This window comes from Aestuariivirga sp., assembly GCF_965227715.1.
Lineage (GTDB): Bacteria > Pseudomonadota > Alphaproteobacteria > Rhizobiales > Aestuariivirgaceae > Aestuariivirga.
Genome location: NZ_OZ245771.1, coordinates 1890123 through 1906295, shown reverse-complemented (window position 1 = coordinate 1906295; position 16173 = coordinate 1890123). Strand labels below are relative to the sequence as shown.

Sequence of the window (16173 nt, the reverse complement as noted above, 5' to 3'; positions counted from 1 at the left end):
ACCCTACTCCGCCGCCATCATTCCCGGCGTGATGTTGCCCAGGCTTTCGGTCACGTGGCGGGCGAGGGCATCCACGGCCGAGCTTGAGCGGCCGGGTTTGCGCATCAGGCCGATCTCGAAGGAGCCGAGGGAGGGGAAGCCGTCCTTCTCGGTGAGGACGCGCATGCCGGGCCTGACGCAGAGTTCGGGCACAGCACCCACAGCGAGGCCGGACTGCACGGCGGCGTTGACGGCATTGGAATTCGGGCTCGAATAGGCAATCCGGAACTTGCGGTTCATCTTCTCGAGTGCGGTGAGAACCGTGCTCCGCCACTCGCAGCCGCCATGGGAGACCGCGAGCGGCAGAACCTCCAGCAGATGGGTTGAATGGCGGGCGGAAGCCACCCAGACGAGGGGCTCATGCCGCACCGGCTCATCGGTTGAGACGTTGCAGCCGAAGGTGACCAGCGCCAGGTCCATCTCGCCGCGCTTGGTGCGTTCGAACAGGACGGAGGTGTTGAGGCAATCGACATCAACCGTCACCAGCGGGTGGGTTCTGGCGAAGCGGGCGAGGATTTCGGGCAGGAATCGGTCTGCATAATCATCCGGCGTGCCGAAGCGCACGGTGCCGGTGAGCTCAGGCCGCTGGAACGTTGCCACGGCTTCATCATTGAGTGAGACGAGGCGCCTGGCATATTCGATCAGCCTCTCGCCATCCGGCGTGAAGCGGCTGGCCCGGCCATCGCGCGCGAAGAGGGGGCGGCCCAGCAACTCCTCCAGCCGTTTCATCTGCATGGAAACGGCGGACTGGGTTTTGTTCACCTCCTCGGCGGCCCGGGTGAAACTGCCGGTGTCCGAGATGGCCAGGAAGGTCTTCAGCAGGTCAATATCGAGATTCGGGATCATGGCGATAACCCATCAGTTTTGGTGATGGATATCATAAAATACATTCGTTGGATAAATCAATGGGGGTTCTGCATTATCTCTTCATCGCACACGGCAGCGTCCGCCCGGGAGGCGGAAAATGCGGGGAGGAATGGTCTTCCCCGCTGATGAGGAGGATTTGCCATGAGAGACTATGCCCTGAGCCGCGCCCAGTCCGCCGAAGCCGTCGGATCGTTTTCGCTTCTGTGGCGCCTGATCGCCAATTGGCGGGCCCGCCGCGCCTTCGCCAGGCTCGATACGCTGGATGATTTCCTGCTGCACGACATTGGCGTGACGCGCGAGGAAGTGCAGTGGGCGGCAGGCTTGCCGCTGTCCGTCAATGCAGCACTCGCCCTCGAAGAACGTGCGGCCAAGCGCCGGCGGAAAATTTGACGGGCTATTTGCCGAGCTTGCCGAGAATATCGCGGAAGACGTCTTCAACCGAGACATTCGCGGTTTTCGTCCTGCGGGTGGTGCGGCTTCGGCTTGCCGGGGCACGCCTGCCGCTGCGGCTTCTCGCGTAGCCGGTGGTGCGCCGCCTTCGGGTGGTGGCCGAAAGCTTCCGGCTGAGCGCGGTCACGATACCGGCGATGATGGCGCTGATGAGCGCGCCGAAGAAGCCGCTGCCAGCTGTCTTCTGCTGGGCCGCCGCCAGCCCCATCGGCTTGTTGGACTGGGCAAGGGCTGCCACCACCGCCGTGGCCGAGATGGGGGCGAGCTTGCTCAGCTCCCGTTCGGGGATCGTCTCATCCGCCGCGCGGAGGGACGCCATGGCATCGGTTCTGGAGCCGAACACATCCTCCAAAATGGCGTTGCCGTCGGCAATGGCTTCCGGCCCCACCATCGCATCCCTGTCCTCCAGCAGCGACCCGCCGGCATTGTCGGCAATGAGGTCCAGCAGGGACTGGAACAGATTTTCGTCCTGGCCTGCGCGCTGGTGAAGGCGCTCCGCAATGACCGGGCAGAGCTTTCCCATGGCCTTGCGGGTCTGGGTTTCGTCAAGATCGAGGCTTGCCGCGATGGCGGCGAAGAACCGGCCGCCCTGGGCCTGCTCCAGCATGCTTGTGAGGCTCACCGCGCAACTCCGATTTCGCTTCTCCGGACGATCCTATAGGCGGCGATGACCGATGCAATACCGAAGATGACGGAGCCCAGCGCCGTTCCCGCGATGAGGCCTTCGGGGCCGCCGAGCCTGGCGCCGACCAGGGCAAACGGCACCGTGCCGAGCGTGGCCTTGCCCCAGTTGAACCAGGTGGACAGCTTGGGCCTGCCCAGATTGTTGAAGGCGGCGTTGGCCACGAATTGCCCGCCGGCAAAGGCCCAGCTGATGCCGATGAAGGTGCAGAAGAAGACGACGATATCGACCGTGCGGCCCGCCGCGTTGAAAGCCTCCGCCACTTGGTGGCGGAACAGGAAGAGGATGAGGGAGGTGATCAACGTATAGACGCCGGAGAACAGGAGCCCGTCCGTCAGCGCCTTCCGCACGCGGTCATGACGCTTGGCGCCATAGTTCTGGCCGATGATCGGCCCCACCGAGCCTGCGAGCGAGAAGATGATGCCAAAGGCAACCGGCACCAGCCGCCCGACAATGGCAAAGCCCGCTACCGCCTCATCCCCGAAAGGCGCGATTTCATAGGTGATATACGCATTGGCGAAGGGCTGGGCCAGCTGGGTGAGGATTGCCGGAAAGGCGATGCCCCACAGCGGCCAGAAGTCCCGCCGGAGGCCGCCGAACCGCATCGGGTTGATGAAGCGGTGGACCCTCACCACGCCGTGGAGGCCGATGGCGAAGGACACGATATAGCCCAGCACCGTGGCCGCCGCCGCACCCTGGATGCCGAGCTTGAAGCCGAAAATGAAGACCGGGTCCGCGCAGGCCGTGACGATGGCGGTTGACAGCGTGATGTACATGGCGCGCTTCGCATCGCCCAGGCCCCGCAAAATGAAGGAGCAGCAGATGGCGCCTGCAATCAGCACATAGCCAGGAGACATGGTCCAGATAAAGAGCTGCGCCAGCCGCTTGGCCTCGCCGTGTGCACCAAGAAGCGTGAGCACGCTGCCCGAACCCAGATTGATGAGGAGGGTGATGACCGCCGCCGTGAGGAGCGAGAACATCAGCGCGCTGGTGGCGAACTGGCGCGCCCTGTCCATGTCTCCTGCGCCCACATTGCGCGCCACAAGAGCCGCCGCGGCAATTCCGGAGCCAATCGAAACCGAGAGATTGGCGAAGACGATGGTGCCGGCATAGCCGATCGCTGCCGTCACCGCTGTTTCATTCAAGAGCGAGAGGAAGAACAGGTCGATCAGATCGACCATGAACAGCGCCATGAGGCCCACGGCACCGGTCAGCGTCATCACCACCACATGGCGCATGGTGGAGCCCGTGACGAAGGGGGCCTCGCGCATGGCGCCCGCGGGCGCGCTCATGCCTCAAATCCCAAGGCGCGGACCTCGGGCAGCAGCTTGTCCCGGCTGCGGAAATGGTGGCCCTTGAGCCCCGCCATGCGCGCGCCGATCACGTTCGAGCGCTTGTCGTCGATGAACCAGCAGCGCGCCGGGTCTGTTCCCATACGCGCCATGAGTTTGCCGAAGCTTGCAGGGTCCGGCTTTTTGGTGCCGAATTCATAGGAATGGTAATGCTCGCCGAAGACATCGCAGAGGCCGGGAAAGAGTTCGGGCAGCGTGACTTTGGTAAGCGGGCCATTGTTGCTGTAGATCGCAAGCCTGGCCTCGGCGCCGATCCGGGCGGCAAGCGCCAGCATGTCGGGCCAGGGCTGCATGGCCTCTCGCCGCGCCTCCACCCATTGGGCCCGGGTGATCGGGTAGCCGATGCGCTGGCCGAATTCGGCGAGATAGGTTTCAGGATCGGGGTAGCCCCCCGTATCGGCCACATCTTCGAAGCCGGAGTCCCAGATTGCGGCCCGGATGTCCCGCGGGGTCTTGCCCGTGATCCGTGCCAGTGCCCGGAGCCGCCGCCCCAGATCATAGCGGCACAGCACGTCGTCCATGTCGAAGATGACGGTTTCGGGCTTCATGAAGTCCTATGCAGCAGCCGTGCCGCCGACCGTCAGCCGGTCGATGCGGAGGCTGGGCTGGCCCACTCCCACGGGGACGCCCTGGCCCTGCTTGCCGCAGGTGCCCACACCGGGGTCCAACGCCATGTCATTGCCGATCATGGAGATGCGTGTGAGCGCATCTGCACCTGCCCCGATGAGCGTTGCGCCCTTGACCGGCATGGTGATGCGTCCGTCCTCGATCAGATAGGCCTCGGTGCAGGAGAACACGAATTTGCCTGAGGTGATGTCCACCTGGCCGCCGCCGAAGGACTTGGCAAAGAGCCCGCGCTTGATCGATCGCTGGATCTCCTCCGGGTGCTTGTCGCCCGAAAGCATGTAGGTGTTGGTCATGCGCGGCATGGGCGCATGCGCATAGGACTGGCGGCGGCCATTGCCGGTGGGGGCAACGCCCAAAAGCCTGGCATTCATCCGGTCCTGCATCAGGCCCACGAGCACGCCGTCTTCGATCAGCGTTGTTGAATGGGAGGGGGTTCCCTCATCATCGATGGTGATGGAGCCGCGCCTGTTGGGGATGGTGCCATCATCGACGATGGTGACGCCCTTTGAAGCAACACGGCTTCCCAGCATGCCGGTGAAGACGGAGGTCTTCTTGCGGTGGAAATCGCCCTCAAGGCCATGGCCCACCGCTTCATGGAGCAGAATGCCGGGCCAGCCGGGCCCCAGCAGCACATCCATTTCGCCCGCAGGTGCCGGACGCGCCTCCAGCGAAACCAGGCTCTGGCGCAGCGCTTCGCGCGCCGCTGCCATCCAGATGTCCTCAGTCACATAGGACAGGGGCTCGCCGCGGCCGCCGAGCCCATGGCTGCCCTGGCCCTGTTCCTTGCCGTCAGACGAGACGACGGACACGTTGAAGCGGACGAGCGGGCGCACATCGCGGTAGCTGGCGCCGTCTCCGCGCAGGATCTCGATCGCCTGCCAGTCTGCGGCAAGCGAAACCGAGACCTGGCGCACCCGCGGGTCAAGGCCGCGAGCATAGGCATCGACCTTCTGGAGGAGCGCGATCTTCTCCGAAAAGCCCATGGCCTCGGACGGGTTGGTATCGGCGTAGAGCCTGGCGTTGGTGCGTTCGGGCGCCACGGCGTTCACCGCCTCGCCGCCGCTCGCAACCGTGCGGCAGACCTCTGCGGCGCGGCTCAGGGCCGAAATCGACAGATCCGTGGCGTGGGCATAGGCTGCCGTTTCACCCCGCACGGCGCGGAGGCCGAAGCCCTGGGATTCATCGAAGCTCGCAGAGCGCAGCTTGCCATCGTCCCAGACCAGATTTTCCGTCTGGCGCTTCTCGACGAACAGCTCGCCGTCGTCAGCGCCATGGAGGGTTTCAGACACGATGGCTTCCGCACGGGCGCGGCTGAAATCGGCGGAATCGAAGAGCGATGCGGGGGCACGCGTCACGGGGAACACCTCTGAAGAAGGAAACGGGCAAACCTCAAGATAGGTGAGCAGCTGCCATTCTGCCAGCGCCATTGCGCCAAATGAAAAGGGCCGCTCATCGGAGCGGCCCTTTTCAGGATGAAGTTTGGCGAAGGGTCAGTTCTTTTCGAGAGCTGCCAGCGAAGCCGAGAAGCCTTCAAGCGAAAGCTTCATGGGAAGGCCGACGCCGGGCGCTTCATAAATGATGAAATTGGCTTCCTTGCCCTTCTTGAGCTTGGCCAGCGTATCGGGCGTTGCTTCGGCAAAGGCCATGCAGACCTGCGGCATGCAGCGGGTGAAGGGCACGCGGCCAACTGCGGCGCCATCGATTTCGAGGGCAACGCCCGTGGGCAGGAACACGCCGATGGGAGCGATGACGCGCATGTTGATCATGCTCTTGTCGCCCTGCACCTGCTTCACCATCACCAGGGTGAGGGAGGCCTTGGGGTTCTTTTCGCTCTGCGTGGCCTGGATCATGCCGCACTGGCGCGCTGCCGGCTGGCCCTCGGCGGCAGGAGCCGACTCGCACTGGACCTTCCACTTGCCGTTTTCGGCCACGAGATCGATCTTGGGAGCAGGACCGCCCTGGGCGGGCTGGCCCTGCGGCTGATTGCCCTGTTTGGCGCGCGGACCAAACTGCGGCTGCTGCTGCTGCGTTTCGGTTGTGTCCTGGGCGGCCGCGATGCCCCCCAACCCGAGGCTCAGCGCGATACCAAGGGAGGTGAGGGCGAGCAGGCGGCCCGGCTTCATGTTGATTCGCACGTAGGTTTACCTTCTGGTTCCCGATTCGGCGGGTTTAGCGCCGCAAGTTGGCTTAGACAACCCGCTTTCACAGTCCTTGACTGTCTCGAGCAGCGTTTGCCGCCGGGCGGTTTGGGCAGCAATTGGGGCAGAATTCCGATTGCCCGCGCAAGGGCGCCCGGCACGACGTTTTGCCGCGCCTGCCCAAGTTGCGATGGGCCTTCGAATGTGGTTCACAATCGGCCGTTGGAGCGGGGGCCTCCACGGGACAGCTATGGCCCCCGCCGCCTTGCGCATTGACGCAAGGTCTTGATGAGAGAGGGTACGATGAAGTTTCGCAACACGGTGTCGGCAGTTCTTGCCCTAGGGGCAGGTTTCGCGGTGAGCCCAGCGGCGCATGCGATCGAAGGCTATGCGCAACCCTGGCAGATGAATCTCCAGCCGGCAGCCTCCCCCTCGATGAACGCGATCCACGCTTTCCATAACGGCCTGCTGCTGCCGATCATCACGGCAATCGTGCTCTTGGTGCTGGCCCTGCTGATCTATGTGTCGGTCAAGTTCAACGCCAAGGCCAATCCAGTCCCCTCGCGCACCACGCACAACACGCTGGTCGAAGTGCTGTGGACCGTGCTTCCGATCCTGATCCTGGTGGTGATTGCCGTTCCGTCCTTCCGCCTGCTCTATCTGCAGCGGGACATTCCCGCCTCCGACATGACCATCAAGATCATCGGCAATCCGGGTTGGAACTGGACCTATGAGTATCCGGATCTTGGCGTCAATGACGATGGATCCGCCAAGGTCTCCTTCACCGCCACGCTCGACGACAATGCGCGCGATATGGCAACCGCCAAGACGGCAGGCGTGCCCTATCTGCTGAAGACGGACAATCCGGTGGTGGTGCCGGTCAACAAGACCGTGAAGCTGATCGTGACGTCCGACCCCGATGGCATCATCCATTCCTGGACGATCCCGCAGTTCGGCATGAAGATCGACGCCATTCCCGGCCGTCTGAACCAGGACTGGTTCCACGCCGAGCGTGAGGGCGTGTTCTACGGCCAGTGCTCGGAGCTCTGCGGCAAGGACCATGCCTTCATGCCGATCGAGGTGCATGCCGTGTCCCAGCAGGTGTTTGACACCTGGGCCAAGACGCAGCTGACCGCCGGTCTCGACGCCGCAAACAAATATCTCGCCAGTGCAGAAGCCGCAAACGGCAAGCTGGCTCAGAAGTAATTGGGAACGAGGCAGATTAGAATGGCACACGCAACGACTGCGCATGAAGACCACGGTCACCCGACCGGCTGGAAGCGCTATGTCTATTCCACCAATCACAAGGACATCGGCACGATGTACTTGTATTTCGCGATCGTGGCCGGCGTGATCGGCGGCATCCTTTCGATCGTGATGCGCATGGAATTGTCGGAGCCCGGCATCCAGTATTTCCAGGGCCTCGCCTCCATGGTTTATGGCACCCCGGCTGACGCCGCAGTCGATGCCGGCAAGCACATGTACAATGTGTTCGTGACGGCCCACGGCCTTCTCATGATCTTCTTCATGGTCATGCCCGCGATGATCGGCGGATTCGGCAACTGGTTCGTGCCGCTGATGATCGGAGCACCCGACATGGCGTTCCCGCGCATGAACAACATTTCCTTCTGGCTGCTTCCCCCCGCACTCGCCCTGCTGCTGATCTCGATGTTCGTCGAAGGCCCGGCAGGCGCTTATGGCGTGGGCGGCGGCTGGACGATCTACCCGCCGCTCTCCACCACCGGCCAGCCCGGACCTGCGATGGACTTCGCCATTCTCGCGCTGCACATCGCCGGTGCCTCCTCGATCCTTGGCGCCATCAACTTCATCACCACGATCTTCAACATGCGTGCCCCCGGCATGACGCTGCACAAGATGCCGCTGTTCGTGTGGGCGGTTCTGGTGACCGTTTTCCTTCTGCTGCTGTCGTTGCCGGTTCTGGCGGGCGCCATCACCATGCTGCTGACCGACCGCAATTTCGGCACCTCCTTCTTCGTGCCGGCCGCGGGCGGAGACCCGGTGCTGTTCCAGCATCTGTTCTGGTTCTTCGGCCACCCGGAAGTCTACATTCTCATCCTCCCCGGTTTCGGCATCATCTCGCACATCGTCTCGACCTTCTCGAAGAAGCCGGTGTTCGGTTACCTTGGCATGGCCTACGCCATGGTGGCCATCGGCGTTGTCGGCTTCATCGTCTGGGCGCACCACATGTATACGGTGGGCCTCGACGCCGATACCCAGGCCTATTTCGTGGCCGCCACGATGATCATCGCGGTGCCCACGGGTGTGAAGATCTTCTCCTGGATCGCCACCATGTGGGGCGGTTCCATCGAGTTCAAGGCGCCGATGGTGTGGGCCATGGGCTTCATCTTCCTGTTCACGGTGGGTGGTGTTACGGGCGTGGTGCTGGCCAATGCCGGCGTCGACCGCTCGCTGCATGACACCTACTATGTGGTTGCCCATTTCCACTATGTGCTGTCGCTGGGTGCGGTGTTCGCGATCTTCGCGGGCTGGTACTTCTGGTTCCCGAAGATCACCGGATACATGTATAGCGAGACCATCGCCAAGGCCCACTTCTGGATCATGTTCGTGGGCGTGAACATGGTGTTCTTCCCGCAGCACTTCCTGGGGCTTGCCGGCATGCCGCGCCGCTACATCGACTATCCGGAGGTGTTCGCCGGCTGGAACATGGTGTCGTCCTACGGCTCCTACCTCTCGGCCATCGGCGTTCTCGTGTTCCTCTATGGTCTGTTCGATGCATTCTCCCGCAAGGAGAAGGCCGCCGACAACCCGTGGGGCGTGGGCGCCACGACGCTGGAGTGGACGCTGTCCTCTCCGCCGCCGTTCCACCAGTTCTCGACCCTTCCCGTCATCAAGTAAGCAATAAGTCAGATGAGCGACATCAACGCCCCGTTTGCCGAAGCCCCGGCCGCCCAAGAAGGCGGCCAGGGAACGGTGAGGGACTATTTCGCGCTGCTCAAGCCGCGCGTGATGTCGCTCGTCATCTTCACCGCCTTCGTGGGGCTGATCGCAGCCCCCGGTACGATCCATCCCTGGCTCGCCTTCGTGGCGCTGCTGGCAATTGCCGTGGGTGCCGGCGCGGCCGGCGCTCTCAACATGTGGTATGACGCCGACATCGACGCGATGATGAAGCGCACTGCCAAGCGCCCGGTGCCGGCAGGGTCCATCACCCCCACCGAAGCGCTGGGCTTCGGCATGACGCTCGCCGCTGGTTCGGTGCTGGTGCTGGGCCTGATGGTTAATGTGCTGGCGGGCGCACTGCTCGCCTTCACAATCTTCTTCTATATCGCCGTCTATACGATGTGGCTAAAGCGGCTGACGCCCCAGAACATCGTGATCGGCGGTGCCGCCGGCGCCTTTCCGCCCATGGTGGGCTGGGCTTCGGTGACGGGTTCGATCGACCTTGGCGCCATCGCGCTGTTCCTGATCATCTTCACCTGGACGCCGCCCCATTTCTGGGCGCTGGCCCTGTGGAAGAAGATCAACGCTGACTATTCCAACGCCGGTGTGCCCATGCTGCCCGTGGTGGCAGGCCCTGACGAAACCCGCCGCCAGATCCTTCTCTACACATTGCTCTTGGTGCCGGTGACGTTGCTGCCTTGCCTCACCGGTACGGTCGGCTGGCTCTATCTGCTGGCCAATATCGGCTTGGGCGTCATGTTCATCTGGCATGCCTGGCGGGTGTTCACCATCCGCGAGGGCCAGGCGGCAGAGACGGCCTGCAAGAAACTCTTCGGCTTCTCCACACTGTGGCTGTTCGTCGTGTTCGCGCTCATCCTCGCAGAACGCGCCTTGGGCCTTCAGCCCTTCGCGCCGGTTTTCGGATGAATGAGGCCATGACCAATTCCCCCTTCGGACCCGAAGACATGGCGCGCCGGAGGAAGCGCGCGATCGCCACTGCCATCATCCTGGTGGCCCTCGTGGCGCTGTTCTTCATCACCACCATCGTCCGCCTTGGCGGATCGGTGGGGGAGCGCGCGCTTTGATGCGGCCAGTCAATCCCATCAAGAATATCCGTATCGCCGTGCTCGCTGCGGGTGTTGCCGCGGGCATGGTGGGGCTGTCCTATGCCGCCGTGCCGCTCTACCGCATGTTCTGCCAGGCGACGGGTTTTGCCGGAACGCCACAGCGTGCTGAGGCTGCACCTGCCAAAGTCTCTGACAGAACCGTGGTGGTGCAGTTTGATGCCAACACCTCCGGCAGCCTCGGTTGGGCATTTCATCCCGCGCAGGAGCAGGTGAAGGTCAAGTTCGGGGAGCAGACGCTTGCCTTCTACAAGGCCACCAACAATTCGGGCCGCGTGGTGACGGGCAGTGCCGTGTTCAACGTGACGCCGGAACAGGCCGGCGCCTACTTCAACAAGATCCAGTGCTTCTGCTTCACCGAGCAGACGCTGAAGCCCGGCGAAAGCCTTGAGTTCCCCGTGTCGTTCTTCGTCGACCCGGCCATGCTCGAGGATGCGAATTCGTCCGGTATCAAGGAAATCACCTTGTCCTATACCTTCTACCCGGTGGACAAGCCCAAGGCTGTTTCGGAGGGCCCGGCAACGGCCCCCGGCAGCATCGCGAATTAAGGAGCAGTGGACATGGCTGACGCGCACGCAAAGAACCACGACTATCATCTCGTCGACCCCAGCCCGTGGCCGTTCGTTGGCTCTATTTCCGCCTTCGTGCTGGCGGTGGGCGCGGTGCTCTGGATGCACGGCTCCAACCCCGCGGTGATGTTGCTGGGCCTCGCGGGCGTGCTCTACACCATGTTTATGTGGTGGCGGGACGTGATCCTCGAAGGCCAGAAGGGCGATCACACGGGCGTGGTCTCCCTTCACATGCGCTATGGCATGCTGATGTTCATCGCCTCGGAGGTCATGTTCTTCGTGGCGTGGTTCTGGGCCTTCTTCGATGCCAGCCTGTTCACCGGTGAGGCCATGCAGGCCTCGCGCTATGCCGCAACGGGCGGCGTGTGGCCGCCCAAGGGCGTCGAGGTGCTTGACCCCTGGCATCTGCCGCTGGTCAACACCATGATCCTGCTCACCTCCGGCACCACGGTCACCTGGGCGCACCATGCGCTCCTCAACAATGACCGCAAGGGCCTCAAGATGGGGCTTCTCGCCACGGTGCTGCTGGGCCTGCTCTTCACCTTCGTCCAGGCCTATGAATATGGCCACGCCGCATTCGCCTTCAACCGCGACAATGGCGGCAACATCTATGGCTCGACCTTCTTCATGGCCACGGGCTTCCACGGCTTCCATGTGGTGATCGGCACGATCTTCCTGATCGTCTGCTTGATCCGGGCCTCCAACGGCCATTTCAATCCGAAGGGCCACTTCGGTTTCGAGGCCGCCGCATGGTACTGGCACTTCGTGGACGTGGTGTGGCTCTTCCTGTTCGCCGCAATCTATATCTGGGGCTCGCATGGTGCGGTCATTCCGCACGACTGACGCCTGATTTACGGCCGGATTTCTGATAAGCTCGGGCCGCAGCGCATCATCGCTGCGGCCGTTTGTATTTCGAGGCAGTTATGAGTGAAGTCTATTACCCTGATCTCTCCCCCCTCAAGACGGGGATTGCAGGAAAGTGCCCGCGCTGTGGGCGCGGAAAGCTGTTCAGCGGCTATCTGACCGTAGCGCCCGCCTGCACCAGCTGCGGCCTTTCCTATGAATTTGCCGATGGCGGAGACGGAGCGGCTTGGTTCGTCATGCTTTTCGTCTGCGTGGTGGGTGTGGGCTCCATCCTGGGGATCGAGGTTGCCTATCAGCCGCCCTTCTGGGTGCATGTGCTGATCGCAATTCCGCTGCTCGTCATTCTTCCACTGGTGCTGTTGCGCCCGGCCAAGGGCATCCTCATCAACCAGCAATGGAAGACGGACGCCCATGAAGGGCGCCACCATTCATGAGGCCGCATGAGCGCCCGCCGCGTATCTGGCCGGTGGTGCTGGCAACCCTCGTGGGGGTCGCGATCCTGCTCTGGCTCGGCGTGTGGCAGGTGCAGCGCCTGCACTGGAAGGAAGGCCTTCTGGCCCAGCTTGCCGCCAATGCGGCCGCAGCCCCGGTGGACCTTTCCACCGCAGCCCAGATGGCGGCGGATGGCCGGGATGATGAATTCGTCCGCGTACGGTTCTCTGGCCAATATAAGAACGACGCCTGGAAGAAGATGATCTCGACCTATGACGGCGGCCAGGGCTGGACCATCATGACCCCCGCCATCAGCGATGACGGCTGGGCCGTGATCGTCGACCGCGGGCGCGTGCCTGGCCAGCGCCTGGAGCATTTCGAGGTGGTCGACGGCCCCACGGAGATTGAAGGGGTGATCCGCACCTACAAGCATGGGCCGGGCTATTTCGACCCGGCGAATGACCCCAAGGCCAATCTCTGGTTCTGGTGGGATGTGAAGGGGATGCTCGATACCAGCGCGCTTGCCCCCGGCCTCAAGCCCTTCCCATATGTGGTGCAGCTGCTGCCTGAAAGCACGAAGGTCGAATTCCCGCGGCCCGAGGAGCCCAAGGCCAATCTCGCCAATAATCACTTGGGCTATGCCATCACCTGGTTCGGCCTGGCGCTCACGCTGATCGGCGTTTCGGGGGTTTACATCTACGATCTGCGAAAACAGCGGCGGAGGTGAGGGAAACCATCGCTTGATGGCTCTCGAGGGCAAGGCTAAAGGAGCCTCACATCCTTGAGGGGGCACGGCCTTGCGCTATGTTTCGACCCGGGGCGAGGCCCCGGAACTCGGTTTCGAAGACGTTCTCTTGACCGGCCTGGCACGCGATGGCGGTCTTTACGTGCCCGCCAAATGGCCCGAACTCTCGACCCGGGAGATCACCCATCTCCAGGGGCGGAGCTATGAAGATGTGGCCTTCACCGTCATGCACCCCTTCATCGGCGGGGCCATTCCCGATGCTGATCTGAAGCGGATGATTTCAGAGGCCTATGCGAGTTTCGGCCACCCGGCCGTGGCGCCCTTGAAGCAGCTTGACGACAATCAGTGGCTCCTTGAGCTTTTCCATGGGCCGACGCTGGCCTTCAAGGACGTGGCGATGCAGTTGCTCGCCCGGCTGATGGACTGGGCGCTGGCCAAGCGCCGCACCCGCGCCACCATCGTGGGCGCCACCAGCGGTGATACGGGCGGGGCCGCAATCGATGCCTTCAAATCCTCGCACCACGCCTCCGTCTTCATGATGCACCCGCACGGGCGGGTTTCCGAGGTGCAAAGGCGGCAGATGACGACGGTCGAGTCTCCCTCGATCCACAACATCGCGATTGAAGGAAACTTCGACGATTGCCAGGCGATCGTGAAGGCGCTGTTCAACGATCTTGCCTTCCGGGACAGGGTTGGGCTTGCCGGCGTCAACTCCATCAACTGGGCGCGCATCATGGCGCAGACGGTTTACTACGTAACCGCGGGGCTCTCGCTTGGGGCACCCGCGCGCCAGGTGAGCTTCTGCGTTCCAACCGGCAATTTCGGCGATGTGTTTGCAGGCTTCGTGGCCAAGCGCATGGGGCTGCCTGTGGACAGGCTGCTGATTGCCACGAATGTGAACGACATTCTGGACCGCACGCTGAAGTCCGGCCGCTATGAGCAGAAGGGCGTGAGGCCCTCGACCAGCCCGTCCATGGACATTCAGGTGTCGAGCAATTTCGAGCGGCTGCTGTTCGAGGTCTACGGCCGGGACCCGTACGCTGTGCGCCATCTGATGTCCGGGCTCGCACAGTCCGGGGCCTTCACCATTGGTGACCGTGAGCTGGAACAGATCCGCCACGAATTCGCTTCGGGCGCCACGGACGAGGCCGGGACTGCCGAGACGATCCGCCAGACTCTGGCTGAGACGGGCGAACTTCTCGACCCCCACACCGCCGTTGCCTATGCCGTGGCGCGCCGGGCCGAAGCCTCGGCAAGCCCCATGGTGACGCTTGCCACCGCGCACCCGGCCAAATTCCCCGATGCGGTGGAAAAGGCCTCGGGCATCCGCCCGGGCCTGCCCCCGAGGCTCGCCCACTTGATGGCTGGCAAAGAACGGTTCACAGTGCTTCCAAACGATGTGGCCCAAGTGCGCGACTTCATCCTATCGCAGCAGACGGCGTGAGGCTTAGAGTATTGGTATGAGTGTCGAGATCACCCGTCTTCCCAACGGCATTCATGTCGTGACCCATCACATGCCCCACCTGGAAACGGCCGCGATCGGCATCTGGGTGAAAGCCGGAGCGCGGGACGAGGGGGCGGACGAAAACGGCATCGCGCACTTCCTCGAGCACATGGCCTTCAAGGGCACGGCCCGCCGTTCGGCCCGTGCCATTGCCGAGGAAATCGAATCGGCTGGCGGCGAGATCAATGCCGCGACGGGCATGGAGACCACCACCTATTATGCCCGCGTTCTGAAGCAGGACTGGGCAATGGCGCTGGACATTCTGGCCGACATCTTCACATCCCCCGAACTGGATGCGGATGAGCTGGAACGCGAGCGGGACGTGATCCTGCAGGAAATCGCCGCAGCCCATGACCAGCCGGACGACCTGGTTTTCGACCTCGCCCAGGCCGCAAGCTTCGGCCAGCATCCGCTGGGCCGGTCCATCCTCGGCACGCATGACCTGATCGGCGCGGTGACCCGCCAGCAGATCCTCGACTGGCGGAACCGCAATTACTGGGGCTCGCGCATCGTGGTCGCCGCCGCGGGCCACATTGACCACAAGGCCTTTGCCGCCGAAGCCCAGCGGCTTCTTGGCCAGATCGAGCATGGCCATGAGCCGCAGCGCGAGACGCCGGCCTTCGTTCCCACGGCCTGCACGGCGGAGAAACCATTGGACCAGGCCCATGTGGTCCTGACCTTCGAGGCGCCGAGCTACCGCCACCCGGACATCTATGTTCTGCAGGTGCTCTCCAACATTCTGGGCGGGGGCATGTCTTCCCGGCTGTTCCAGGAGGTTCGCGAGAAGCGCGGCCTCTGCTACAGCGTCTTCTCCTTCGGCTCCGCCTTCGAGGATGCGGGGCAGGTTGGGGTTTATGCCGCGACTTCGCCTGAACATTCGAACGAGCTTCTCGACCTGACATCCGAAGTGATGATGTCCGTTGCCCGTGAGGTTACGGAAGCGGAAGTCTACCGCGCCAAGGCCCAGCTCAAGGCCAGCCTGGTCATGAACCTCGAGAGCGCGTCGGCCCGCGCCGACCAGATCGCGCGCCAGTTCCTCGCCTTCGGCCAGGTGCCGGCGATCGCCACGCTGATGCAGAAGATCGAGGCGGTCTCGCCCGAGCAGGTGCGGGCCCTGGCCGAAAGGCTGTTCCGGAGCCAGAAGCCTGCCTTCAGCGCTGTCGGCCATATTGGCCAATTGGCGGGATATGATACACTCGCCCGGCATTTCGTTTAACGCCCGCACTTAACGCCCAACTGGCCCATGGCTTTCCTCCGCTCCCCCTTCGCCGCTGACCCGCCGCCCACCCTGCGGGACGGCCATGCGATGATCCGGGTGCCGGACATGGGTGATTATGAACAATGGGCGGGCCTGCGGGCGGGAAGTCGCGATTTCCTCACCCCTTGGGAGCCGATCTGGCCCAGCAATGATCTGACCCGCACCGCCTTCCGCTCCCGCGTCCGGCAATATTGGCGGGACATCGATGAGGACGTGGCCTACCCCTATTTCATCTTCGACGCTGCTGGCGAAACGCTGGTTGGTGCGCTGACCCTGTCCAACGTGCGCCGTGGCGTCGCCCAGACGGCGACCCTGGGATACTGGATCGGCCTGCCCTTTGCGCGCCAGGGCTACATGACATCCGGTGTGAGGCTGATCCTCGAGTTCTCGTTCCGCCACCTGGGCCTCCACCGGGTGGAGGCGGCCTGCCTTCCGCATAATCAGGCTTCGATCGGCCTTCTCCGGAAATGCGGCTTTGCGCATGAGGGGCTGGCGCGCGGCTACCTCAAGATAGCTGGGGATTGGCGCGATCACCTTCTTTTTGCAAGGCTTTCAGACTGACGCGCGGTTGCCGCTGGTGTATCCTCACTTGCAATGACGGGC

The 16173-nt window shown here is 63.2% G+C and carries 18 protein-coding genes; 12 read left to right on the top strand and 6 right to left on the bottom strand.

Going from position 1 to position 16173, the window contains the following annotated elements:
• Positions 1-3 precede the first annotated feature (3 nt).
• Positions 4-885, bottom strand: a complete 882-nt coding sequence (locus ACO06F_RS08990; protein WP_421696348.1) for a LysR substrate-binding domain-containing protein — start codon at positions 883-885, stop codon at positions 4-6.
• Positions 886-1047: 162 nt separating this feature from the next.
• On the opposite strand from ACO06F_RS08990, the gene ACO06F_RS08985 reads away from it, so the two are divergent.
• Entirely contained in the window at positions 1048-1296 is a 249-nt protein-coding gene (locus tag ACO06F_RS08985) for a DUF1127 domain-containing protein (RefSeq protein ID WP_421696347.1), read from the top strand.
• A 4-nt stretch (positions 1297-1300) separates the two neighbouring features.
• Here ACO06F_RS08985 and ACO06F_RS08980 read toward each other — a convergent pair whose 3' ends face one another.
• The 5 genes from ACO06F_RS08980 to ACO06F_RS08960 form a co-directional block, all read right to left on the bottom strand.
• A complete protein-coding gene (locus tag ACO06F_RS08980) occupies positions 1301-1978 on the bottom strand; it encodes a DUF937 domain-containing protein (protein ID WP_421696346.1) in 678 nt (225 codons plus the stop codon).
• The gene (locus ACO06F_RS08975; RefSeq protein WP_421696345.1) at positions 1975-3330 is read right to left on the bottom strand and encodes an MATE family efflux transporter; all 1356 of its coding nucleotides are present in this window, start codon (positions 3328-3330) and stop codon (positions 1975-1977) included. The genes ACO06F_RS08980 and ACO06F_RS08975 overlap by 4 nt, the downstream gene beginning before the upstream one ends.
• Positions 3327-3938 (bottom strand): HAD family hydrolase, encoded by a 612-nt coding sequence (locus ACO06F_RS08970; RefSeq protein WP_421696344.1) that lies wholly within the window; start codon positions 3936-3938, stop codon positions 3327-3329. Before ACO06F_RS08970 ends, ACO06F_RS08975 begins: the two co-directional genes overlap by 4 nt.
• Positions 3939-3944: 6 nt before the next feature.
• Positions 3945-5372: a metalloprotease TldD gene (tldD, locus tag ACO06F_RS08965; RefSeq protein ID WP_421696343.1), complete on the bottom strand. Its 1428-nt coding sequence runs from the start codon at positions 5370-5372 to the stop codon at positions 3945-3947.
• Positions 5373-5507: 135 nt separating this feature from the next.
• Positions 5508-6152, bottom strand: coding sequence for an invasion associated locus B family protein (locus ACO06F_RS08960; protein ID WP_421696342.1), 645 nt, complete (start codon positions 6150-6152; stop codon positions 5508-5510).
• Between the two features lie 306 nt (positions 6153-6458).
• Here ACO06F_RS08960 and coxB point away from each other — a divergent pair, with 306 nt between their 5' ends.
• The 11 genes from coxB (at position 6459) to ACO06F_RS08905 (ending at position 16131) form a co-directional block, all read left to right on the top strand.
• Positions 6459-7361: a cytochrome c oxidase subunit II gene (coxB, locus tag ACO06F_RS08955; protein WP_421696341.1), complete on the top strand. Its 903-nt coding sequence runs from the start codon at positions 6459-6461 to the stop codon at positions 7359-7361.
• Positions 7362-7382: 21 nt separating this feature from the next.
• Entirely contained in the window at positions 7383-9032 is a 1650-nt protein-coding gene (gene ctaD / locus ACO06F_RS08950; RefSeq protein ID WP_421696340.1) for a cytochrome c oxidase subunit I, read from the top strand.
• A gap of 12 nt (positions 9033-9044) precedes the next feature.
• Complete coding sequence (locus ACO06F_RS08945) at positions 9045-10001, top strand: heme o synthase (protein ID WP_421696339.1); 957 nt, start codon at positions 9045-9047, stop codon at positions 9999-10001.
• An 8-nt stretch (positions 10002-10009) separates the two neighbouring features.
• The gene (locus ACO06F_RS08940; protein WP_421696338.1) at positions 10010-10159 is read left to right on the top strand and encodes a hypothetical protein; all 150 of its coding nucleotides are present in this window, start codon (positions 10010-10012) and stop codon (positions 10157-10159) included.
• Positions 10159-10746, top strand: coding sequence for a cytochrome c oxidase assembly protein (locus ACO06F_RS08935; protein ID WP_421696337.1), 588 nt, complete (start codon positions 10159-10161; stop codon positions 10744-10746). Before ACO06F_RS08940 ends, ACO06F_RS08935 begins: the two co-directional genes overlap by 1 nt.
• 12 nt (positions 10747-10758) lie before the next feature.
• A complete protein-coding gene (locus ACO06F_RS08930) occupies positions 10759-11610 on the top strand; it encodes a cytochrome c oxidase subunit 3 (RefSeq protein WP_421696336.1) in 852 nt (283 codons plus the stop codon).
• Between the two features lie 80 nt (positions 11611-11690).
• Positions 11691-12065: a DUF983 domain-containing protein gene (locus ACO06F_RS08925; RefSeq protein ID WP_421696335.1), complete on the top strand. Its 375-nt coding sequence runs from the start codon at positions 11691-11693 to the stop codon at positions 12063-12065.
• On the top strand, positions 12062-12790 hold the full coding sequence (locus ACO06F_RS08920; protein ID WP_421696334.1) for an SURF1 family protein: 729 nt from the start codon (positions 12062-12064) through the stop codon (positions 12788-12790). The genes ACO06F_RS08925 and ACO06F_RS08920 overlap by 4 nt, the downstream gene beginning before the upstream one ends.
• A gap of 70 nt (positions 12791-12860) precedes the next feature.
• Positions 12861-14252: a threonine synthase gene (gene thrC, locus ACO06F_RS08915; RefSeq protein WP_421696333.1), complete on the top strand. Its 1392-nt coding sequence runs from the start codon at positions 12861-12863 to the stop codon at positions 14250-14252.
• A 16-nt stretch (positions 14253-14268) separates the two neighbouring features.
• Positions 14269-15528 carry a M16 family metallopeptidase gene (locus ACO06F_RS08910; protein WP_421696332.1) on the top strand — a complete coding sequence of 420 codons (1260 nt, stop codon included), beginning with the start codon at positions 14269-14271 and terminating at the stop codon, positions 15526-15528.
• Between the two features lie 27 nt (positions 15529-15555).
• Positions 15556-16131, top strand: a complete 576-nt coding sequence (locus ACO06F_RS08905) for a GNAT family N-acetyltransferase (RefSeq protein WP_421696331.1) — start codon at positions 15556-15558, stop codon at positions 16129-16131.
• Positions 16132-16173 lie beyond the last annotated feature (42 nt).